Here is a 23,032-nt window from a genome sequence, read left to right as displayed (position 1 = left end):
ACATGGAATTAGGTATAAGCACCTTTGGTGAAATCCATCCCGATGGGACGAGCGGCAACGCCGTAAATGCCCATAAGCGGGTTGAGGAGTTATTGGAAGAAGTAAAGCTGGCCGATGAGGTGGGTTTAGATGTTTATGCCTTCGGCGAACACCATCGGCCCGATTTTGTGATCTCGGCACCCGAAATATTGATATCAGCAGCAGCAGCTATTACCAAAAACATCCGGCTGTCAAGCTCGGTTACCGTATTAAGTTCGGTCGACCCTGTTCGTACATTTCAAAATTTCGCCACTGCCGATCTGGTATCTGGCGGTCGCGTGGAGATGATAGCCGGTCGGGGTTCCTTTATTGAATCTTTCCCGCTTTTTGGTTTCGACCTGGATGATTACGATGCATTATTTACAGAAAAACTCGAAATGTTTTTGCAGATTAACAAGCAGGAAATTGTTTCGTGGCAGGGTAATTTCAGGGCACCAATCAGGAACCAGGGCGTATATCCTCGTCCGCTGCAACAGGAAATTCCGGTTTGGATTGGCGTTGGCGGAACCCCTGCCTCAGCAAAACGGGCAGGAGCACTTAACCTCCCTATGATCATCGCTATTTTGGGCAGCGCGCCAAAACATTTTGTACCCTTTGTTGAGCTTTATCGCGAGTCGGCAGCCAAAGCCGGGCACGATGTAAGCAAGCTCCAATTGGCCATCAGTTCGCAATTTTATATTGCAGGGACCTCGCAACAGGCTGCCGACGAGTTTTATCCAAGCTACGAAGCCCTCATGACCCGTGTTGGCAAAGACAGGGGCTGGTCGCCCATGACAAGGGAACAATTTGAATATCTTCGCGATTTTGGGCCATTGGTAGTAGGCGATCCGCAACAAGCCATCGACAAGATCATGCAACAATATGAGCTTTTCGGTAACACCCGTTTCGTAGCCCAGTTAGTTACGGGCTTTACCAAGCACAAGGATATTTTAAAAGCAATTGAACTTTACGGCACCAGGGTTGCACCTGTTGTACGTAAAGAAACTAAGGCAAAAGTTTAAGCTTTTGCCTTAGTTAAAAACTCTTCAATGATAGTTACCGCCGGGTAGTTCCCATCTTCACGAACCTCACTAATCTCACCTATATAATCGCCATGGCCTGCGGGCAAAATACAAAGTTGGGCATCGGGAAGCATGCGGTATAGCTCAAGCGTATGCTCAGGCCTGATCACGTCTTTATCCCCGGCAATAACTAATGCGGGCATGGTGATAGAACGGATAGCCTCATCACTCCAATCCTGAAAACCCTGCATCCTATGAAGGTCCCGCTTATGCATTATTTCTAAAGCGGCCTGGTCATTGTTTATGGCGAGGAAAGCGTCCTGCAAAGGTTTGGGCATACTGTCAAGGGTTGCGTTCTTCATAAAATCCCAAAACCAGTCATCAAAACCACTGCGTTTATAGAACGAAGAAGCAATCACTATTTTATGAACCAATTGTGGATGCCTGATGGCTACCTGCATGGCGGTATTACCTCCGTTGCTAAAACCCATAATATCGGCCTGTTTTATGTCCAAATGCTTAAGCAAAGCGGCTACGTCATCTGCATCTTGTTCAAATGAGGTAGGTACACCTCTATCGGGCGTACGGCCATGCGCCTGCAGATCAACCCCTATAACCTGGTGATTTTGTGCAAACGCAGATAATATCCTGCCAAAAGTAACGCCGATATCTGAACCGCCGCCATGGATCAATACCAGCGGGAAACCCTCGCCGTGAATTTCATAATACATTTTAAGGCCGTTAACAACGGCATAGTTACCCCCAATATTTGTTTGTGTCATATCCATAGGTTTTTAATTCAATACAAACTTAGCAGTATGAAGATAAGGCACCGGGTATTAAATATGACAATTTGAGGTATAAAAAATGACAGCTCCGAATTATTGCTGGACAGCCATAGCGGTAACGGCCTGCAAATACCAGGCGGCATGAGGCAACCATTGTTCTGTCCATCGCCATTCGTTGCCGTTGTCTTTTATTTTAAAATCGATACCGCTGCCGTCGGAATTTTCCTTTTTACCGGTAATTCCGTTAGAAATCCCACCCTTGCCCGATCCATGGCCGAAATTTGAACTCATATAAGGCACATTGTTTTTACCATACTGATACATAAAGCACATTTGGTAAGGGTTACAACCCAGTATCCAGGCTATCTGGTGCGATGCATACTCTGCCAGTTCTCTTTTTATGCCCCAGCCACCTTTTTCGGGATATACTAACCGTCCCCCTACCAATGCCGCCGCAGCCAGCGAACCCAGGCGGGCATTTTCTCCCTGCCACCACCAGCCGGTTTCATTTTCATGCGGGATAAAAAAGCCATCTTTTACCGCACCTCTAAACTTAAAAGATTGGCGGGCATAGCCAAACGGATTATCCACATTAGCGGTTACCTTCAGGTTATAATCCAGTGCTTTTTTTATGGTTGATAACGCACCAGAACGCTCATCAGCTTCTTGCTCCTTATCCAGGTACCTGCATAAAGCGATAACGGGTAAGCCGGCATCAGCTGCGTGCCAGAAAGGCCTGTCGCCATCATCAGCAATAAAATACCCTTCGGGGCTCATTCGCTTGTTCAAATTTAGCGCACGTTTTCGGGCTTCATCACGATAAAGGGAACTATCGGTAGCAATCCACAATTCGGTAGCAGCCATCAGGGCACAATAATCATCAATAATATTTTCCTTGCCATCGTCATCATATCTGGTATTGTTTGCCAGCAAGTGCGCGAAAGCCCGTTTGGCAGCGGCAAGATATTCCGCCGACTTAAAGTCACCGTCTTTTTTCAGTTGCGAGATCCGTGCCAACGATGCAATAGCGATCCCCCTCCTTCCCGAAAAGCAGCCTGGTACTCATCTGTAGTAACGCTGTTTGCTTTTAGCCCTACAACACGCCTGGCTTTAGGGTCTTTATTAAAATAGCTGAATACGATCATGTAAAAATAATCGTCTTTTGACAGGGCGCGCATCATGTAATCAGCACCCCAGAGTGCTTCGTTCACCATACCGTCATATACGTTTAGCTTATTTAACAAACCCAGCGCGGTTTGCACCGTATTGATCATTGACCAGGTTACCAACGGTATTTGCTGGGGCGACATAAAATTAGCATAAGCTAAGTGCGAAAAGTATTTGCTTACATCGCCCGACGCATCGCACCAGCCGCCACGCAGGTCGACTGTTTTATCGCTGCCATAAAGTTGAACGGCTGCGTCGGCCTGCAGCTCCGTTGGTGTGTTAGCCCGCTGCTTATTATAATAACTCAATACCGATGGGATGGTAGTTACTGCCAATGCGTTTCCCTTAATCTGAAACCAATCAGATTGAGAACTAAAATCTTTGGCACCAATGTAAACTCTGTATTTCCCTTCCGCTGTAAATTCCGAAAAATCGGCCTGGTAAAAATATCCGTCCTTGTCCCATTCCTCAACCTTTAACGGACCATTTAACGGAGCAATATATACAGCATTACCATTTGAGTTTTGCAACGCGAAAAGTATACCCGGCACAAGTTTGGTATCGCAACGCACAACAACAGTTTTTGCTCCCCGGGCATCATACCCCACCTGGTTCATGTAAAAAACAGGATCCGCTTTGCACAGACAGCAAAACAGCGAAAAAAAGGCTGACAGGATAATTTGGCGAACAAATGAATTCATGTAAATGAAGTTTAATGATCAATGCAATTTACAGTATTTATAAACCGACAGTTAGTAACCCTGGCCTAAAAATCGGCAACCATCCCCCTAATTTACCACTACAATTTATCCAACAACTCTTTATAATTTAATTGGGGTATTAAAACAAACTATAACATGCTGCCTGTTTACCCATTTTATTTAGGTAACTTTGAAACTTATAAAAATTGGCCGTTACATTAAGCTGATTTATTGAAAACTATTAATGCCGGGAGGTGTAACAATCTCTTTAACCCGATAACCGAAGCCCTTGTATAAATACTTTACGAGGGCTTTCGCTTTTACAAACACTATTATGGACGAAAGAAATTATTTAAGCACGTGGCAAAAGTACATGCCTGTAATACGCCTGCACTTGAAAAGAAGTCTGCAGGACGAGCAGCAGTTTAAGTTAAATATAACTGATTTTGAAGCGGCCGGCAGCAGGGGAAAATCCGGTTATACCTTTAATATCAATATCGAAAACGGCAAGGTCACCAACAACATCAGCGGATCGGCAGTGGCGCGCGATTTGTACGAACTCCTTAAAGCCGATGAAGCTGTTAAAGCGATTTTAAAGGACAAAAATGTAAAGATAAGCGTTGGCAAATCGTTTGTCCTTAGTATTAAAACTACGCACTTATCTTCATACAGATAATAACATCCGGAAGTAATTTCAAAAGGGAAATAACCTAGAGGTTATTTCCTTTTTTTATGAGATGATTTTTTGCTTTTACCTGAAGAAGAAGATTTTTTTGAAGATGATGACTTCTTAGAGGAAGAATGCTTTGATGAAGAAGAATGTTTTGACGAATGAGAGGTTCTTTTTGAAGACTTTCCATGTCTTCTCCTCGGGCGGTAACCTTCATCTTCTATATTCTGATCTGCCGGTCTCTCCATTTTCCTGATCTTCGGACCAAAATCAATAGCCTCATCATGGAAAAACTTATCAAAAGGATTAAAATAATAGATATTAGCTGCATCGTAGATTTTGATACTTGCTTTTAAACGGTTATTGAAAGCTTCTTCGTCCTTAAGCTCAGGGGCTGTCCATCCAGCTTCGGCCAAACCTGCTATACGCGGAAACAGCATAAAATCAAGGCGCTTTTCAGAGCCGATCATTTCAGTCCAGATATTGGCTTGTACACCTATGATCTGTTTTGATTGCAGGTCTTCGTTATTCTGCATCTGCCTTTCAGGGAAACCATAAACACTGCCCACAGTATTATACACACCTTTCCACCTGCGGCCCGAGATATGGTCAGCATCCTGCACAAAATCAAAATACATAGGCAGGCGCGGACAAAGCACTACCTGGTAGCCTTTTTGAACGGCTAAATGCAGTTGGCCCGGTAAATTTTGTCTCCACCAAAAAATAATGGTTTTATCAGCCGGCAGGTTTGTTCCGGTTGCTTCATCCCAGGCCAATACTTTATTACCTGCATTTATGGCGGTGTCGGCTACGCGCTTAAAGAAATAACGCTCCAGCTCGCCTACATCGGCAAAATTATTTTTCTGCATAAACCCGGCTATTGAAGGGTTAAGCGACCAGGCCTTAACACCCAAGGCCACTTCATCGCCTCCCAAATGGATCATTTTAGAAGGAAAAAGCGTGCTGGTTTCCTTAATGATGTTACCAAGAAACTGGTAGGTACTATCGATTGCAGGATTAAAAGTAAAATTAGGATAGCCTTCAACACTGCCGCCGCTAAACTGCGGATACGCTTTGTTAGCTGCGGTAGCATGGCCGGGCATATCAATTTCGGGGATCACGGTTATAAACCTTTCCGCAGCATAAGCAATGATCTCTTTGATCTGGGTTTGGGTATAATATTGAGGATCGGCTATCGAATCACTGTAATTACCGATACCGCCAATCAGTGTCAGTTTAGGATATTTCTTTATCTCCAAACGCCAGCCCTGGGCATCGGTTAAATGCCAGTGAAACTTATTTAGCTTATAGTAAGCCATCCAGTCAAGGATTTGCTTAACTTTTTCCATCCCGAAAAAATGGCGGGATCTCGTCAAGCATTAGCCCCCGCCATTGATAGCGCGGCGTATCGGTAATGGTTAAAGACGCTAAGCTGATGGTTTCGCCCCGGGGCTGGTCTTTGATCATTTGCAGCAAGGAAATCATCCCATAAAACACCCCGTCACGGTTTGACGAAGAAATGGTAATTTCATTGGCAACAATTTTTAAGGAATATGCCCCCGCGGCGGGATCGCCATTGGTTAACAACAAATGAATAACACTACCTGCATCTTTATTATCAACGGCAAGCGTAAAACCTGCCGACTGGCTTACCTGTTTTTGGAAGTAACGGGCTATTGGCAACAACGAAGCATCATTTACACCAACGGTACTGTGATTACTGAATGTAAACTGCCCTGTACCATTAACAACAGACTTGGGCTGCGGGATTATATTGACATTTTGCGCCCGTACGTATCCGGAAAACAAAATAAATACAAGTACGATCTTAAATTTCATTTAAAAACAACTCAAATAGTTTGGGGCTGCTATGATATGAATTTTCTTTGAAAAACCCGGTAATTTGTTTGTAACAAAGTGTTTAACTGCTGCAACCGGGCAGGTTGTTATCCGTAAGGTCATGAAATCACCTGTCAATGCACTCAGGGAGTTGTATAAATTGTTTCACAATTTTTGAGATACGATTGTGAGTTTAGCTATAACAACATGTAAAGCGTTACTAAAATTACCACAGCGCGAAGAACAATCACAAAACGAGCGTTCTGGATAAATTGCAAATTACTAAATTACAGCAATTTACATCAGCACAAGTATTGCATCCTATGAACCAGGCTCGCATCAAAGGAGCGGGAAGGAATATTTCTGGCCTGTTATTCCGCAACAGATATTTCGTGATTGCTTCGGTAGTAATTGTTGTTTTAGCAACTTCAGTTTATTTACTTTTTTCATCCCCTAAATACAAAGTGAGCGTAGAGTTGGATGCTTCCGATGATTGGGAACTATTAACGACAGCAATTAACGAGTTGCGCTCTGAAACCACGATAAAAAAAGCGGTCAATGCATTGGGGCTCCAGGTAAGTTATTATCATAAGGGAACTTTTACAACAAAAGAGATTTATGGCAATTCATTACCCATTAAGCTTATACCCGGAAAGAGCAACTTCTATACTTCTGCTGTTGAAATCACCATCAATTTAATTAATGGCGGCGTTTGCAGGATTGATCAGGATAATGTACTCACAGATGTACCTTTATACCACCCGGTTAAGTACGGATCTCTAAGTTACACCATAATAAAAGGGCCAGCTTTTAAATCAATACAACTACCGCTGATAGTAAAACTCACTCGCTCTGCCGATTTAACTGAACAATTTAGCAAAAGTATGCGTGCGAAAATTTTGAACGATAGCAGTTTTGAATTGAGCATAAACACGGATAATGCTCAAAAGGGGCATGATTTTTTGAATAAACTTGTAGAAATAATTAATGCCCAATATGCTAAACCTGTTTCACCCACTAAACCGGCTGTTATTGATACCACGTTACTTCTTAAATTAAACGATAGCATAGCTTATTATAAAGCGGTGGCAGATAAGTATCACGAACAGCAAGCCATACTGAACAACATTAAAAAGCCCAGACAAATGCCGAAGCGGAGAGCTGTTCCGGTACTGGTGACGGCGAAAACGGCACTGACGGAAAAAGAAAGAGCCGGCCTAAATGCACTTACTGCTGTTAAAGCATACGCCTTGAAACCTAATGACGCTTTTGTTATCATACCGGATAATCATCAGGTTAGCGATTACCGTATCGAAGCACTCATACAAGATTTTAATAAAGCGCAACTCAATAAACAGCGGGTAATGCAGGATTCGGACAATGCTGATGCAAGCGTTTACGCTTTCAAACTCGAACTTAATTCAATAAAAGAAGCACTTGTTAACGGCATAACGGTAAAAGAACAAAAAATCAGAAATGCTCATCAAATTAAAGATGTCCGCCAACTTAAGTACGTTGATCAACCAAAAGATGTTGAGCAACCTCAAGATAGTGTGCAACCAAAAGATGTCGATCACCCAAAAGATTCAAAATCAATAGCATCATTTTTATCGCTGCAATTGAATGATTCTATCGCCCAAATAAAAGCTTTAATTGAAAACAAGCAACAACAGTATAACAGGCTGTTACATGGCTCAGGCGGGCAAGCCCCCGGGCCAAGGCTCATTATAAGTGAAACGTGGCATGCGAAGGAATCAATGCTCTCCAAATCATTATTAGTATATTTTTTTGCTTTACTGACAGGTTTGCTGCTGCCTGTTTTATTGTTGATTATAAATGAATATATAACATCAGCTAAAAAAAGCCGGTGCAATAAAACGCAGGGAAAGGCATATCCCTAACATGGAAAACGGCCGATCAGGATCTCTGATCAGCCGTTTTCCATTTTCACGGGGGTGGATAACGCTTATTTCCAGCCGCCGCCTAATGAGCGGTAAAGCTCAGCGTTGGCACTAAGTTGAGCCATTTTAATAGATGCTAATTCAAGCTCACCTTGCAATACATTACCTTGCGCAGTAATCACCTCAAGATAGGTAGCAAGCCCGTTTTTAAACAACATGCTCGCATTGCTTGTAGCTTGTTGCAATGTTTTAACACGGTTTGCAGCGATAGTTTGTTGTTCTTTAAGCTTTTGGAGCCTTACCAAAGCGTCAGATACTTCGCCAACCGCATTTAATACAGATTGACGGAATTGGATCACTGTTTTTTCGCGGTCAACTTTGGCAACTTCATATTGGGTACGCAGTTGTTTATGTTGTAACAACGGTTGCGCTATACCACCTGCTACTGTACCAAATAATGAAGCAGGGATGTTAAACCAGTTGCTTGATTTAAATGAGTTTAAACCACCCTGACCGGTTATAGTTAATGAAGGGTAAAGCTGGGCTTTAGCGATACCAACCCTCGCGTTAGCTATATTTAAAGCCAACTCCGAACTGCGTACATCTGGCCTGCGGCTCACCATTGCTGATGGTACACCTGCCGAAAGTGTTTCGGGGAAAGTAATATCATTAAGTTTAGCGCTACGTTCAATAGCGTCAGGTAACCTACCTGCCAATATGCTCAAGCCATTCTCCTGAACATTGATATCGCGTTCAAACTGAGGAACCAATTGCGCGGCAGCTTCTAACTGGGCCTGTGCCTGCTGAACACCTAACAGAGTAACCTGACCGGCATCGTATTGCAATTTGATGATGCGCAATGTACTGTCATTCAGTTTTACGTTTTTCTTAGCTATTTCCAGTTGCTCGTCAAGCATCAGCAAGTTATAGTAACCTTGTGATACACTTGATACGATGTTGGTTTGGATAGCCCTTTTAGCTTCATTAGTTTGCAGGTACAGGGCCAAAGCTTCACGGTTTTGACTGCGGATTTTACCCCAGATATCAGCTTCCCATGACAGCGCCAGGTTAGCATTATAATCTTCGACATGTTTAGTACCAATATTGTATTGTTTGATACTTAAACCGGTAACACTGTTATCAGACGGGCGGTTGGTGCTTGCAGTAACGTTTAAGCCAAGAGTAGGAACATAATTCCACTTAACTTGTTTAAACTGCAATTGTGCAGCCTCGATATTTTTTACGGCCACCTGCATATCGTAATTTTTAACGATAGCACTGTCAATCAGCTTTTGAAGAGCAGCATCGGTAAAAAAGTTTTTCCATTGCAAGTCAGCAATGCTGCTGGTATCGCCGGTGGTAACAGCGTTCCTGAAGGTTTCAGGTTGCGCGTCCTTTGGCGTAGCAACATCTTTTGAAACTTTACAGCCGGCAAGCACCACCAGTGCTAAAGCCAAACTGCCTATTATATTTTTCATTGTTATATCTTTTTTAAACTATCACGGATTTTAACGGCCGTGATAGTTTTAGTTGATGTTTTGATTGATTAAGCTGAATATTCGTTTTCTAAAACTACAGCATCTTTACCATGGTCGCCGGCAGCGGCAAGCGGCTTAGGTTTGCCACTAATGCGTTCCTGCAAGCCCTGGAATATCACGTATAGTACAGGTATAATAAATAAACCTAACAATACGCCTGAAACCATCCCGCCTGCTGCACCAATACTGATAGAGTGGTTACCCTGTGCAGATGGGCCGGTAGCGATACTCATCGGGAATAAACCGAATACGAAGGCCATGGAGGTCATGATGATTGGACGGATACGGAGCTGAGCAGCTTCGATAGCCGACTGAACCAGCCCATGCCCTGCCCTTCGCCGTTGCACCGCGAACTCTACGATCAGGATGGCGTTCTTGGCCAGCAAGCCGATGAGCATGATCAGCGCAACCTGTACATAGATGTTGTTTTCGATACCGGTTAAGCCTAACACAATGAATACCCCGAATAAACCTGTAGGTATTGAAAGTATTACCGCCAATGGCAGGATATAACTTTCATACTGCGCAGACAGCAGGAAGTATACAAACACCAAACACAACAGGAAGATCACAGTCGACTGACCACTTGAAGAAATCTCCTCGCGGGTTTGGCCAGTAAACTCATAGGCAAAACCTTGCGGCAGTTGCTCCTTAGCAGTTTCCTCAATCGCTTTAATGGCATCACCAGAGCTGTAGCCAGGTTTAGGGATAGCATTAATTTCGATAGAGTTGAAGAGGTTATAACGTGAAGCAGTTTCTGAACCATACACACGGGTTAATTTAACCAGGGTATTGATCGGCACATTTTCGCCCGATTTGTTTTTAACAAACACACGGTCAATTGCCGATGGATCTGTCCTGTCTGCAATATCTGCCTGAACAACCACACGGTAGTATTTACCAAAGCGGTTAAAGTCTGATGCCTGTGCGGTACCAAAGTAAGCCTGCATGGTTGACAGGATGTCTTTAACACTTACACCCAACTGGTTGGCTTTTTCGTCATCAACTTCTAATTGTAACTGAGGGTAATCAGCTTTGTATGAAGTAAAGGCGAAAGCAACCGCTGGTTTCTGCATCAGTTTCATGATAAAGTTATTGGCAACACCGCTAAATTTATCCAACCTGCCGTTGGTTTTATCCTGCAGCATTACGTCAAGCGCTTCCACGTTGCTGAAACCAGGAACGGTTGGGAAACTGAACACGAAGAACGTACCACCTGGTATGCCTGCTAATTTGCCCCTAACAATATTCTGGATAGCATCAATATTTTTAACTTCTCCCCTTTCTTCAGTAGGCTTCAACAACAGGAAGATAACACCTGCTGACGGGCTGCTGGATTGTGTTAAGAAGTTAAAACCAGAAAGCGCGGTAACAAATCGTGCTGACGGCAGTGTTTTCAACTGATCCTCAGCCAGTTTAAAGGTTTTGTTAGTTCCTGCTAATGAAGTACCTGATGGTGTATTTACTGCTATCGCCACAAAGCCCTGGTCCTCGGTAGGAATAAAGCCTGTTTTGGTTTTGTTTACCATGTAAACTGTAGCAACAACTACTAAGGCAAGGCCGGCCATACTGATCCATTTATTACGGATCAGAACTTTCAAGCCGCCAACATACCTGTTGGTCATATAATTGAAGCCACCATTGAAGCCCGCGTAAAATTTCTCTACAAAGCTTTTCTTAGGTGCGTCATGACCATTTTCGCTATGTTTATTCTTTAAAAACAAGGCTGCCAGGGCAGGACTTAAGGTTAAAGCGTTAACAGCTGATATAATAATAGATATAGCCATGGTTAAGGCAAACTGGCGATAGAAGATACCTGTTGAGCCCGTCATGAAGCTCACCGGTAAAAACACCGCCGCCATAACCAGCGTAATGGATATAATAGCACCCGTAATTTCGTGCATGGCCTCCGTAGTTGCAGCCTTAGGGGTTAGGCTTGGGTCATGCTCCATTTTGGCATGCACCGCCTCCACTACCACAATGGCGTCATCCACCACAATACCGATGGCCAATACCAACGCGAACAGCGTTAACAAGTTAACTGAGAAACCGAAAAGGTTCATAAAGAAGAACGTACCGATAATAGCAACCGGAACCGCTATCGCCGGGATCAACGTTGACCTGAAATCCTGTAGAAAGACGAATACCACGATAAACACAAGGATGAAGGCCTCAACCAAGGTATGCTCAACCTGGTTGATAGACTCATCAAGGTCGGTTTTAGTACGATAGAATTGGTTGTATTTAATCCCGACAGGGAAATCTTTAGATAATTTCACCATCAGGTTGTCGATAGCGATCTGGATTTCGTTGGCATTTGAACCTGACAATTGGATAATACCGATGATAATACCATCGTGGCCATTCAGGTTACTAACACTATTGTATGAATAAGCACCCAGTTCAACACGTGCTACGTCTTTTAAACGCAATACAGAGCCATCTGCATTAGCACGGATGGCGATGTTCTGGTACTCCTCTGGTTTGGTAAGTTTACCTTTATATTTAATTACATACTCAAATGCTTCGTTACTGCGCTCACCAAATTTACCTGGTGCTGCTTCAAGGTTTTTGTCCTGTATAGCGGCTGTAACCTCGGCAGGAGTAACATTGTAAGCTGCCATTTGGGTAGGATTTAGCCAAACACGCATTGAATAATCCTTAATACCACCAAAGATACTGGCAGAACCTACACCCGGAATACGTTTAATTTCCGGAACGATATTGATCTGTGCGTAGTTGGCCACAAAGGTTTGATCGTATTTTTTAGGATCCTCAGAGTAGATGGCCATAGCACCGATAAAGCTGTTTTGCTGTTTGGTAGTTGTAATACCGTATTGCAAAACCTCGGCTGGTAATTGGCTTGAAGCCTGTGAAACACGGTTTTGAACGTTTACCGCTGCCTGATCGGGGTTAGTACCCTGTTTAAAGTAAACGGTAATACCCAATGTACCGTCATTACTGGCGGTAGAGGTCATATAGGTCATATTTTCCACACCGTTAATCGCTTCTTCTAACGAAGGCGTAACGGAACGTAAAATAGTTTCGGCATTGGCACCCGGATACACAGCCGATACCAATACTGACGGAGGGGCAATATTAGGAAACCGCTCTAAGGGCAGTTTTGTTAAACCAAGCACACCTACTATCACCAGCAATATGGAGATAACAGTTGAGAGTACCGGTCTTTCTATAAATTTCTGAAACATGACTTTAAAGTTTAAGTGTATGTATTATTTCTTAACTACAGCGGCTACTTTATCTGCAGCCTTTTGAGGCTGGATAACCATACCTTCCTGTAGTTTATCAATGCCCTCTAACACGATCTGGTCGCCGGCTTTAATAGCTTCTTTATCTTTAACCAGGTAATGATCACCTGATTTACCAATTATGTCGATAGGTTGTTTTTTCACTTTGCTGCTATCGCCAACTACAAATACAAATACTTTATCCTGCATTTCGATAGTTGAAGCTTCCGGAACAATCAAAGCATCTTTATGGCTCAGGCTTAAACGGATCTTGCCGGTATTACCAGAGCGTAAAAGACCGTCGGGGTTTGAGAAATTTGCCCTTAAAGTGATAGCGCCGGTGTTTTTATCAAACTGGCCGTCTACAATATCAATTTTACCTTGTTTAGCATATTCTGTATTATCAGCTAACAATAATGATACTGATGGTACATTTTTCAATTTATCTTTCAGGCTGGCACCTGGATATTGTTCTTTAAAGGCAACAAAATCTTTTTCGCCCAATGAAAAGTAAACGTGTACATCATGAACATCTGATAATTGAGTTAGTGGAGCAACATCCGCAGGAGCAACAAGGCTACCTTGTTTCTTAGCAAGCAGACCGATATAACCGCTTACAGGAGCTTTTATTAAGGTATAACCTAAATTGATCTGCGCGGTAGCTACGTTAGCTTTAGCCGATTCGATATTGGCTTTCGCTACATCAGCTGCTGCCTTAGCTGTTTTTAGCTGGTAGTCAGAAACTACTTTATTAGCTACAAGCGGAGTTAGTTTTTCAACTTCCAGTTGCGCATTTACATGTGCTGCTTCGGCGGCATGTAAGCTTGCCAATGCATTATTTAAAGCTGCACGGTATGGTTGTTCATTAATTTTAAATATTGGCTGACCGGCAGATACGAAAGCGCCTTCGTCAACAAATACTTTATCTAAAGTACCGCTTACCTGTGGCCTGATCTCTACGTTAACGGCGCCTTCAATTGAAGCGGGATATTCCTGGTAAGTAGTTTCGGTACCTGATACTATAGAAGCAACCGGTAAAGCCGGTGGTGGAGGTGCTGTTGGAGCCTGCGGTGCAGATGAACATCCATATAATGTTAAAGCTGCAACTGCTGCTAAAAGGAGTGTTTTCATGAGTGATGATTTTAAGAGTGGTGAATGAATAGGATTAGAAAAAGCCGTTGGGCTTGTGATATATGATGATTTGATTGTTTTCATTGTTTTACTATTGCCGATCATTTTCAATTGAGATGCCAGTTACATACTTAGCTGACTATCAACTATTTATATTTATAATATTTAATTTCCAATGCCTTATATCGTTATTTTCACGATTTTTCATGACGATATACCGAAACGATGTACGCTAATTACAGCAAGTACATAAATTAGATGTTACAACACCGTTAAATCGTTTAACACTGTTAAATAGACTGCGTGGGTTGTGAGTGAGCTTTTTCATTGTATTAAGAGTTTGTTTTAAAAAGTGCTTAACAATTACCTAACACTGTAAGGTAATTTAACAGTGTAGTTTTCAAGTCACAGAAAGAATTAATCTTTCATCGACCTGATGATACCGCCTATGGTATCTTTTAAAACCTGGCGGTTAACTTCGTCAGAGAATCCCCTGCTCAGTAAGTTGATGGACACCAAACCGTGTACGACCGACCAAAACGTATAGTACTTGGTGCAGATCATTTCGTCATTGATATCTTTTATATCCATCAGTTGCATAATAGCCTCGCTAACCATAGTAGTAGGGAGCTGGGCTTCGGGCATTGATTTTACCATCTCGCAGCAACAGTTCATCTGTACGCCAAACATAACCTGGTAAAGTTCCTTATTTTCAAAAGCAAAGTTCCAGTAAGCAAGCCACATGGCTTCCAGCTGCTTTTCGGGCAGGCGGTGCTTTTCTTTGGCTTCCTCCATGTCTTTTGCTAATATCAAATAGCCTTTGCGGGTAAGTTCCATTAATATAGCATCCTTATTTGCAAAGTATTCATATATAATGGGTGCGGTGTATTCAATTACATCGGCAATCTTCCGCATGCTTAAAGCCTGCCAGCCTTCATGCTTAACTATGTGGAGCGCGGCATCCAGGATATTAACCCGGGTTTCTTCTTTTAAGCGCTGGATTCGTTCTTTACTTGCCATTTTGATCACACTATTAAATCATTTAACAGTGTTAAGCAAAAGTATAACGGTTTTCAGGATTATTTACCATCCCTTTGTAAAAAACGTTTCATCCAATTGTCATGGATTAAACCTTTTGAGTCAAATCCGGTCGGCAAACGCTTATTTCTTTACCAGGTAAACCAATTGCCCAATATGATAGCCCTGGTGTATAGTACGATTAATCAGGATATTTAATCTGTTACGGTGCGGCTCTTTTGCAAAATCATCTGCTGAAATGGCGCTATGCGGCTTAAACCATTCTTCGGGCTGCATAGCATTCATCCTTTCGGTTAAAACCTCATTTACTTTAGCCCAATATTGTTTAAGCTCAGCCAGTGACGGTTTCTCCAACCCAGAATTTTCAGGACTTTTAACAAAAATTTGATCCAGCTGGGGATAGAGCCTTTCGCCCAAACCTAAATAGGTAAACATTCCGTCGCTAACAGCAGTAAGATGGCCCAGCAGGTAAATACCGCTGTTTCGGCCGGGAGCAGTTTCGGCAGCAAGAGCTTCGTCAGTTAACTTATCGAGTAAACCGTTTAGGCGACTGTTTTGCAGTTCCCAGTTGGAGACTACCATTTTGATAAATAATTCTGTTGACGGCTGTATGCTGGTTTCGGTAATGTTTGTGCTCATTTGTTGCAGATGTTATATCAAACCAGTGGATTTGATGACACAATTATAAGCTAAAACGGGGCTGGCGTAAATACTAAGCAGCTTATATGACAAAACTATGATACCACAGGCTCATCTTCAATTTTACGCACCAGCCATATCATCATGGCAGCAAAGGCGGCAACAACAAAAAAAGCTATTTGCAGGTTTGCTGCCTGAGCAATAAAACCAACTATTGGTGGTACTATAACAAAACCCAGGTAACCAACTGTTGATATGGCGGCCAGTGCCTGGCTGCTGTTCATTGTTTTTGATTTACCGGCCATGCTAAAAATCAGCGGCACTATACATGACACCCCCATGCCTATCATGGCGTAGCCCAAATAAACGGTTAAAGTATATGGTAAAAACACAGATACCAGCAAACCGGCCAAAACCAGCGAGCTGCTATAAGTTAACACCTTTTTTATACCAATGGCCGATACTACCCTATCGCCCGCGAAGCGGCCAATGGTCATGGTAACCATGTAAACTACAAAGCCGGCCTCAGCGAATGATTTGGTGGCATGGACTACCTTTTCAAAATAAACACCGCTCCAATCGTACAGCGTGTTTTCGCAGGCCATAGAGGCGAAACATATTAAAGAAAATTTAAGCAAGTGTTTATCGGGCATGGAAAACACCGATTTATTGGGTGTTTCGGCAGGCTGATAATCATATGTTGAGGGATAAAATATTACCGAGAGGATCAGCATTGCAATTCCTACTGCTAATAAATGATATGACGGCTCTACGTTAAATAATACCATTAAATAGCCGACAGCAGCGCCGCCAAAACCGGCCAGGCTCCAGATGCCGTGGAATGTTACCATGATCGATTTATCATACAAAGCCTGGATCCCCACGGCCTGCGAGTTCATGGATAAACCTAATATATTACGGGTTGAGCCAACAAAAAATAAAACTACTATCAGTTGCCACATATAAGCTGCAAAACCGGGCAGGCAAAGCACCAGACTAAAGGCCAGTGCACCTATCAGCATCATTATACGGCTGCTGAAATGCTTGATCATTTTAGCCGTTAAAGGCATGGTAAGCATCAGGCCAACAGGCATAGCAAACAGCACAACCCCCAACTGGGCTTCGTTTAAATTAAGCTGATGTTTTATGGATGGAATACGCGAGGCCCATGAAGAATACCCGAAGCCCGAAACAAAGAAGAAGACACTGTTGGCAATCCGCATTTTTGATTTGCCCGCAGCCGTTAGCTGATCCATACTTAATAATTACACGCAAATTTAGCTATAATTTATAAGGACGGTTGCCGTTATCTGCAATTAAATACAGCTTACATACATGGCTGAAGTTCGCCGCAAGGCTGATTATTTTGAGCCGCTTTATGAAAAACTTTATTGAAACCTTGTTGTACGTAAGTTAACCCGAGGTTTAAAAGGGCTGATACCTGCAGTGGTGTGGTATCCGGCAGGGTGAGTGATATGAGGTGTGATATGAGTTTCATGATTACATTATCGTTTCAGGCTGCAAAATTGCTACAATAGTTTCAAAAAAATTCACCTGGATCAACAACTGACTTTAGGAAGATAATTGATAATGAGTATGATAAACGGTTGACAAACAGCCTCATTTAATCCTCCCCCTTTGGAAAAGGGTTTGGGATGAGGCCGGCTCATCTAATTGCAATATTGATGCGTTAGTTTGTTAGCATGTTTTTTTAGCTTTACTTTTGAGATAAGTATTTAAATGAAAGACACCACCAAAACTTTGAGTTCAGGACCTACATATAAAGCAGCCGGTAAAGTAGCAACCATTATTGAAAGGCATTTCAGGCATTTTCATGCCAAGGCGCTTGCCGATAATAATGAGATAGACCTTGCTCCTACCCCCAGCTGCACCACTATCGAATCACTCATCGATATCTCATTTTGGGCAAGCTTGCGACGGGAAGAGGGATTTTCACCAAAATTCACACTTGCTTTTTTGCCGCCCGAAGCTGCCGGTCAGCCGTTGTTGTTTGGTGGAAAAATTAAACTCGCGCCTAATATCCTCACCAAATTTGCCTCGGCAGTACAACAGCCGGGCATTCATTTAGGCATCTGGATAGAAGATGATGAACTATACATCTGGGGAACTACCCTGGCTATTCCGGCTTACTGTTTTGTGCTGGAAGTAATTGAACCCGGATTATTGGTGATCAAACATCGCCGTGTAGAGGGTTTTGGCAAATTTGTAAACATAGCCATATTAAAAGGCGACGATATCAAAGTTGTTGACGAGCACGGCTCCAGCATTTCTGATTGCCCTAATGTACTTTCGGCCATGCTTGATTTTACTTTGCCGTCTCTATGGAATGATCCGGTAAACGTATTAGTTCAGCTGGCTACCTCCATGCAAGCCCATAAACGTGGCGGCATATTATTAGTTGTGCCCTCCGGAAATGAAGAATGGCGCGAATCTATCATTACCCCGATCTCCTATCCTGTCGATCCTCCGTTCTCAGGTCTTACCGATTTGATGATTCACGAAGGCATCGACCGTTACCACACCTCATGGCAGGAAAAAATGCGCCGCGCGGTTGATACCATAGGCGGATTAACCTCGATAGACGGCGCAACGCTGATAAATGATAAACATGAGTTGCTGGCTTTCGGTGCCAAAATAGGTCGTGCAGCAAAAAGCTCACCTGTCGAAGAGATCGTAGTGACCGAGCCTATTGTCGGTTGCTCAACCCGGGTGATCCACCCGGCGCAAAACGGCGGTACAAGGCATTTAGCGGCGGCACAGTTTGTTTTTGATCAAAAGGACGCCTTAGCACTGGTAGCTTCGCAGGATGGCCGGTTTACAGTATTTGCATGGTCGCCGGTTGTGGGGATGGTGCATGCGCACCAGATTGATATATTGTTGCTGTAGCCCCCGGCCCCCTAAAGGGGGAGATAGAAAGGTATCTCGCAATAATTTTCGTAAATTAAAACAAACAGATAAACATCTTTAGTTAATGATTTAATCTCCTCCTGGATTCCTAATCCTTAATCTCCAGTCACTAATCTATGTCCCTAACCTCCCCCTTTAGGGGGCTGGGGAGCGTTTAATCGCAGTTCAACAATAAATCGTAATATTTCCGCATCAGTACGGTATCGTAATTAACCAGCGACTGATAAGCTTCTGAAACCAGCTCATTGAGGATAGATGATCCAAGCTGACCGCCTCCATTGGGAATGGAGTCATAATAAACAATAATTTCTTTAACCCTTATTATTTCGTAGAGCAACTGCTGAACCAAATCAATTTGAGTACCCGTCTGCATTCCAGCCGAATTCTTGCTCAGAAAATCTAAAGGATCGTTAGTAGCAGGGGTCATTTTTTTATCAAACAGGATCGGAATTATGGTTTTATCAACTACGTATTAACAGTTAATAAGTTTAAACATCCGCTTTTTGTTTTAAAAAAATAAAAAAAATTAAAACAAAATAGCAAAACCCTCATAAAGAGGGTTTTGCTACTGTATAAAAATACTTAATTATTTTGCTTTGGTTCAGGCTTAGGTAGCAGAACCTTGCGCGATAGCTTTAGTTTACCTTGCTTATCTACGTCAAGCAGTTTAACCCTTACTTCGTCGCCTATCTGGAAGATGCCATCCATCGTTTCAATACGGCGGTGATCAATTTCAGATATGTGCAGCAAACCATCTTTACCTGGCATAATTTCAACAAACGCACCGAAAGGCATAATTGATTTTACTTTACCTTCGTAAATCTCGCCAACTTCTGGTTTTGAAGCGATAGCGCGGATGCGACCCAACGCTGCGTCGATAGAAGCCTTGTTATCGGCAAATACCTGAACGATACCCTGGTTGTCTTTTTCTTCGATAGAGATGGTAGCACCAGTTTCGCGTTGCATTTCCTGGATGATCTTACCACCGGGCCCGATAACTGCACCAATAAATTCTTTATCAATTTTAATGGTAACGATACGCGGAGCGTGTGGTTTGTAGTCGGCACGTGCCTCGGTAATGGTTTTAGCCATTTCGCCAAGAATATGTAAACGGCCATCTTTAGCCTGGTTTAACGCGTTGGTTAATACTTCGTATGAAAGGCCGTTGATCTTCAAGTCCATCTGTACAGCAACGATACCGTTTTTAGTACCGGTTACTTTAAAGTCCATATCACCTAAGTGGTCTTCATCACCAAGGATATCAGAAAGGATAGCATATTTGGTACCCATTTCGTTGGTGATCAAACCCATCGCGATACCTGATACAGGCTCTTTAATTTTAACACCTGCATCCATAAGCGCCAGTGTACCGGCACAAACTGTAGCCATTGAAGAAGAACCGTTTGATTCCAAAATATCAGAAACTACACGGATAGTGTAAGGGTTTTCATCTTCAGATGGCAATACCTGTTTCAATGAACGCATAGCCAGGTTACCGTGCCCAATTTCACGACGGCCGGCACCCCTGTTAGGCCTAACTTCGCCGGTTGAAAAACCAGGGAAATTGTAGTGTAACAGGAATTTCTGGTAACCGTTAATGAACGCACCGTCAATCATTTGCTCGTCATCCTTAGCACCTAAGGTAACGGTAGTTAATGACTGGGTTTCGCCGCGGGTAAATATCGCCGAACCGTGAGCCGATGGCAAATAGCCAACTTCGCTCCATATCGGGCGGATCTGTGTAGTAGTACGACCATCTAAACGTTTGCCTTCGTCTAACACAAGGTTACGGATAGCATCATATTCCACATCGTGGTAATATTTTTTAGCAAGGCCTTTAGTAATATCATCTATCTCACCTAAGGTTTCGATATAGGCGTCACGCACTTCTTTAAACTTAGCACTCCGCTCTTCTTTTGCAGATGCAGCAGAAGCAATGGCGTAAACCTGATCATAAGTAGCAGCGTAGATAGCTTTTTTCAAGTCCTCATTGCTATGCTCATGGCTATAAACACGTTTTTCGGTTTTACCAACTTCAATGGTCAGTTCTTTTTGAGCTAAACATTGCAGTTTAATAGCAGTATGGGCAAATTTGATGGCTTCAACCAATTCAGCTTCCTGAATTTCTTTTGATTCGCCCTCAACCATGTTGATATCATGCTCGCTACCTGCAACAATAAATTCTAAAGTTGCATTTTCAAGCTGGCTTAAAGTAGGGTTAATTACTAACTGCCCGTCAATTTTAGCAACACGTACCTCAGAGATTGGACCGTTAAAAGGTATATCAGATACAGATAAAGCTGCAGATGCTGCCAAACCGGCCAATGCATCGGGCATAATATCTTTATCGGCAGATATTAAAGAGATCATCACTTGTGTATCAGCGTGATAATCTTCAGGGAATAATGGACGTAAAGCACGGTCAACCAAACGGGAGATCAAAACCTCATAGTCTGATAAACGGGCCTCGCGGCGTAAAAAACCACCCGGGATACGGCCTGTTGCAGCGTATTTTTCCTGGTAGTCAACAGATAAAGGCAAGAAGTCAACTCCTTCTTTAGCTTCAGGCGATGATACAACAGTAGCCAATAACATGGTGTCACCCATTTTTATCACTACCGAACCATCCGCTTGTTTGGCCAGTTTACCTGTTTCGATCTCAATGGTGCGTCCGTCGCCCAGATCAATAACTTTTTTAATTACGTTTAAACTCATCTTTTTTTGTTTGTGATGCACTTTTCATCTTCGGGAGCGCATCGGATTTTATGTGTGTAAATATATGTTGCAAAAGTAAAAAAGCCATCCTAAAATGGGGATGGCTTTTAAATAAAAAAGGAGAGAATTACTTAATGATATCCCTTAGCTGTAAAGCTTTGATGATAGCACGGTACCTTTCAATGTCTTTATTATACAGGTAAGCAAGTAACGCACGACGTTTACCTACTAATTTTTGTAGCGATAATTGAGTTGAAAAATCCTTTTTGTTTTTTTTCAAATGCCCTGTTAAGTGAGCAATACGAGTAGTAAATAATGCTACCTGACCTTCGGCCGAACCTGTGTCAGCTGCTGATTTACCGTGTTTTGCAAAGATCTCTGCCTTTGCTTCTTTACCTAAATACATTACTTGAATAATATTAAAGCGTTAACTATTTTATTAATTGTGGGTGCAAAGATAGTGATTAATTATGCAAAAGCAAGGGGTGGGTTGATTTGTTTTTTGGATTAGGTGAGTGGTTGATTGAGTTGGATTAAGTGAGTGGTTGTTATTGTCGGAACTCGAATTTATGGAGTTAAGGGAATTTATAGAATTTGCAATTACTCTGTCTATTCTTTAAATTCCATAAAGTGGGGCTCAGACGTAATAAATTCGAAATTGAAAATCCCAACTCCGAAATCAATTTATACTACCACCAGCCAACTATCAAAATAACAAATACTCTCCTGCTTTACCATACTTCTCCAGTTGCCTGATACCTGTACTTGAGATGTGTTCAAATTCCATATCACAAAAAATGGCCGTTACACTGATGTTTTTGCCGCCTAACTCTTGAAGATAGCGGTATTGGTTCAGTTCGTACTGTAAATCCGATCCATTTCGTAATCCCCGGATAATAGTAACGTCATACCCCAAACCATCTACAAATTCGGTGAGTAATCCTTCGTAAGTTTCAGTTTGCCTGTATCTTAATATTTCCGGCAATTCGTATGTGGCTTTATCTTTACCTGGGTTAACACCACGGGCTATAATCACCTTATCAAAAATTCGCTCGGCCTTTTGGAGTATATTATAATGCCCTTTGTGGAATGGATTAAAGCTCCCCGGATATACTGCTATACGGGGTTTAAAGTTTTCTACATGGGCTATTAAATAATCCAGGGCCGGGTTATCAACACTTTGTTGCAGGCTTGTTAATACCTCTACTCTTTTTTCTTTATAGATTTTGTGATCTACAAACTGAAATTCCTTAAATATTTGCTGCTCATAAATCAGCAGTTTGTCAAATGGCTGTTTTAAGATATTAAGATCGGCTGCACTGAAAATCTCTGACAATGCCGAGCCCGGCTTGTGATGTTTGGTATCGAGGATAATATCTGTTACAAGAGCTTTGAGCGCTCCATCCCCCGTAAACGTTTCGTTAAAATATCTCGCCGAATCCTCTTCGTTTGTGCCGGATCTCGGATCGTAAATGATATCATGGAAAATTGTAGCCAGCAATAATACATCATTATCACTGTAGCCCCGGTTCTCTAATTGTTGCCATACATCGTCCAGATGCTCAAGGGTGTGGTAAAACCGATGGGGCTCCCGGTAGCGGTCTAACACAATTTTGTCAACGCCAATTTTGGTTAACCGGGCTGTTTGTTCTGCAATTTTCATAGTATTAAGCTTGCTCTGCAATTTAG

At 42.6% G+C, this 23,032-nt stretch carries 20 protein-coding genes; 4 read left to right on the top strand and 16 right to left on the bottom strand.

Annotated features, from left to right (window positions below):
* Positions 1 to 2 precede the first annotated feature (2 nt).
* A complete protein-coding gene (locus tag ACRQ5D_RS20755; RefSeq protein ID WP_091168073.1) occupies positions 3 to 1,040 on the top strand; it encodes an Atu2307/SP_0267 family LLM class monooxygenase in 1,038 nt (345 codons plus the stop codon).
* Here ACRQ5D_RS20755 and ACRQ5D_RS20750 read toward each other — a convergent pair.
* The 3 genes from ACRQ5D_RS20750 to ACRQ5D_RS20740 form a co-directional block, all read right to left on the bottom strand.
* Entirely contained in the window at positions 1,037 to 1,822 is a 786-nt protein-coding gene (locus ACRQ5D_RS20750; RefSeq protein ID WP_256337420.1) for an alpha/beta fold hydrolase, read from the bottom strand. The genes ACRQ5D_RS20755 and ACRQ5D_RS20750 overlap by 4 nt on opposite strands.
* Before the next feature lie 99 nt (positions 1,823 to 1,921).
* On the bottom strand, positions 1,922 to 2,845 hold the full coding sequence (locus tag ACRQ5D_RS20745; protein WP_431200310.1) for a glycoside hydrolase family 9 protein: 924 nt from the start codon (positions 2,843 to 2,845) through the stop codon (positions 1,922 to 1,924).
* Positions 2,824 to 3,696: a cellulase N-terminal Ig-like domain-containing protein gene (locus tag ACRQ5D_RS20740; protein WP_431200309.1), complete on the bottom strand. Its 873-nt coding sequence runs from the start codon at positions 3,694 to 3,696 to the stop codon at positions 2,824 to 2,826. The genes ACRQ5D_RS20745 and ACRQ5D_RS20740 overlap by 22 nt, the downstream gene beginning before the upstream one ends.
* A 334-nt stretch (positions 3,697 to 4,030) precedes the next feature.
* Here ACRQ5D_RS20740 and ACRQ5D_RS20735 point away from each other — a divergent pair, with 334 nt between their 5' ends.
* Entirely contained in the window at positions 4,031 to 4,372 is a 342-nt protein-coding gene (locus ACRQ5D_RS20735) for a hypothetical protein (protein ID WP_091168082.1), read from the top strand.
* Positions 4,373 to 4,413: 41 nt separating this feature from the next.
* On the opposite strand, the gene ACRQ5D_RS20730 is transcribed toward ACRQ5D_RS20735, so the two are convergent.
* Both ACRQ5D_RS20730 and ACRQ5D_RS20725 read right to left on the bottom strand, forming a co-directional pair.
* Positions 4,414 to 5,715 carry a beta-N-acetylhexosaminidase gene (locus tag ACRQ5D_RS20730; RefSeq protein ID WP_431200308.1) on the bottom strand — a complete coding sequence of 434 codons (1,302 nt, stop codon included), beginning with the start codon at positions 5,713 to 5,715 and terminating at the stop codon, positions 4,414 to 4,416.
* Positions 5,702 to 6,205, bottom strand: coding sequence for a glycoside hydrolase family 20 zincin-like fold domain-containing protein (locus tag ACRQ5D_RS20725; protein WP_432326436.1), 504 nt, complete (start codon positions 6,203 to 6,205; stop codon positions 5,702 to 5,704). Before ACRQ5D_RS20725 ends, ACRQ5D_RS20730 begins: the two co-directional genes overlap by 14 nt.
* A gap of 323 nt (positions 6,206 to 6,528) precedes the next feature.
* On the opposite strand from ACRQ5D_RS20725, the gene ACRQ5D_RS20720 reads away from it, so the two are divergent.
* Complete coding sequence (locus ACRQ5D_RS20720) at positions 6,529 to 8,106, top strand: hypothetical protein (RefSeq protein ID WP_091168089.1); 1,578 nt, start codon at positions 6,529 to 6,531, stop codon at positions 8,104 to 8,106.
* Between the two features lie 65 nt (positions 8,107 to 8,171).
* Here ACRQ5D_RS20720 and ACRQ5D_RS20715 read toward each other — a convergent pair whose 3' ends face one another.
* From ACRQ5D_RS20715 to ACRQ5D_RS20685, 7 genes are all read right to left on the bottom strand, one after another.
* Complete coding sequence (locus ACRQ5D_RS20715; RefSeq protein ID WP_091168093.1) at positions 8,172 to 9,584, bottom strand: efflux transporter outer membrane subunit; 1,413 nt, start codon at positions 9,582 to 9,584, stop codon at positions 8,172 to 8,174.
* Between the two features lie 68 nt (positions 9,585 to 9,652).
* The gene (locus ACRQ5D_RS20710) at positions 9,653 to 12,853 is read right to left on the bottom strand and encodes an efflux RND transporter permease subunit (RefSeq protein ID WP_091168095.1); all 3,201 of its coding nucleotides are present in this window, start codon (positions 12,851 to 12,853) and stop codon (positions 9,653 to 9,655) included.
* Positions 12,854 to 12,877: 24 nt separating this feature from the next.
* Positions 12,878 to 14,023, bottom strand: coding sequence for an efflux RND transporter periplasmic adaptor subunit (locus ACRQ5D_RS20705; RefSeq protein WP_091168324.1), 1,146 nt, complete (start codon positions 14,021 to 14,023; stop codon positions 12,878 to 12,880).
* 417 nt (positions 14,024 to 14,440) lie between these two features.
* A complete protein-coding gene (locus ACRQ5D_RS20700; RefSeq protein WP_091168098.1) occupies positions 14,441 to 15,043 on the bottom strand; it encodes a TetR/AcrR family transcriptional regulator in 603 nt (200 codons plus the stop codon).
* Positions 15,044 to 15,184: 141 nt separating this feature from the next.
* Positions 15,185 to 15,700: a DinB family protein gene (locus ACRQ5D_RS20695; RefSeq protein ID WP_091168101.1), complete on the bottom strand. Its 516-nt coding sequence runs from the start codon at positions 15,698 to 15,700 to the stop codon at positions 15,185 to 15,187.
* A gap of 95 nt (positions 15,701 to 15,795) precedes the next feature.
* Positions 15,796 to 16,956, bottom strand: coding sequence for an MFS transporter (locus ACRQ5D_RS20690; protein WP_091168104.1), 1,161 nt, complete (start codon positions 16,954 to 16,956; stop codon positions 15,796 to 15,798).
* A 71-nt stretch (positions 16,957 to 17,027) separates the two neighbouring features.
* Positions 17,028 to 17,198: a hypothetical protein gene (locus ACRQ5D_RS20685; RefSeq protein ID WP_167516166.1), complete on the bottom strand. Its 171-nt coding sequence runs from the start codon at positions 17,196 to 17,198 to the stop codon at positions 17,028 to 17,030.
* A gap of 242 nt (positions 17,199 to 17,440) precedes the next feature.
* Here ACRQ5D_RS20685 and ACRQ5D_RS20680 point away from each other — a divergent pair, with 242 nt between their 5' ends.
* A complete protein-coding gene (locus ACRQ5D_RS20680) occupies positions 17,441 to 18,607 on the top strand; it encodes a putative sensor domain DACNV-containing protein (protein WP_091168108.1) in 1,167 nt (388 codons plus the stop codon).
* A 175-nt stretch (positions 18,608 to 18,782) separates the two neighbouring features.
* On the opposite strand, the gene ACRQ5D_RS20675 is transcribed toward ACRQ5D_RS20680, so the two are convergent.
* The 4 genes from ACRQ5D_RS20675 to ACRQ5D_RS20660 all read right to left on the bottom strand — a co-directional run bounded on the left by ACRQ5D_RS20675 (position 18,783) and on the right by ACRQ5D_RS20660 (position 23,006).
* The gene (locus ACRQ5D_RS20675; RefSeq protein WP_091168111.1) at positions 18,783 to 19,055 is read right to left on the bottom strand and encodes a hypothetical protein; all 273 of its coding nucleotides are present in this window, start codon (positions 19,053 to 19,055) and stop codon (positions 18,783 to 18,785) included.
* A 155-nt stretch (positions 19,056 to 19,210) separates the two neighbouring features.
* Positions 19,211 to 21,343 (bottom strand): polyribonucleotide nucleotidyltransferase, encoded by a 2,133-nt coding sequence (gene pnp / locus ACRQ5D_RS20670; protein ID WP_091168327.1) that lies wholly within the window; start codon positions 21,341 to 21,343, stop codon positions 19,211 to 19,213.
* Between the two features lie 127 nt (positions 21,344 to 21,470).
* The gene (gene rpsO, locus ACRQ5D_RS20665) at positions 21,471 to 21,749 is read right to left on the bottom strand and encodes a 30S ribosomal protein S15 (RefSeq protein ID WP_090524765.1); all 279 of its coding nucleotides are present in this window, start codon (positions 21,747 to 21,749) and stop codon (positions 21,471 to 21,473) included.
* A 300-nt stretch (positions 21,750 to 22,049) separates the two neighbouring features.
* Complete coding sequence (locus ACRQ5D_RS20660; protein ID WP_091168116.1) at positions 22,050 to 23,006, bottom strand: adenylyltransferase/cytidyltransferase family protein; 957 nt, start codon at positions 23,004 to 23,006, stop codon at positions 22,050 to 22,052.
* Between the last annotated feature and the right edge of the window lie 26 nt (positions 23,007 to 23,032).

Origin of the sequence: Mucilaginibacter sp. P25 (assembly GCF_050859465.1) — a bacterium.
GTDB classification, from domain to species: Bacteria; Bacteroidota; Bacteroidia; order Sphingobacteriales; family Sphingobacteriaceae; genus Mucilaginibacter; species Mucilaginibacter gossypii.
The sequence above is the reverse complement of the archived record's forward strand: the minus strand, read 5'-3'. Positions and strand labels throughout refer to the sequence as shown.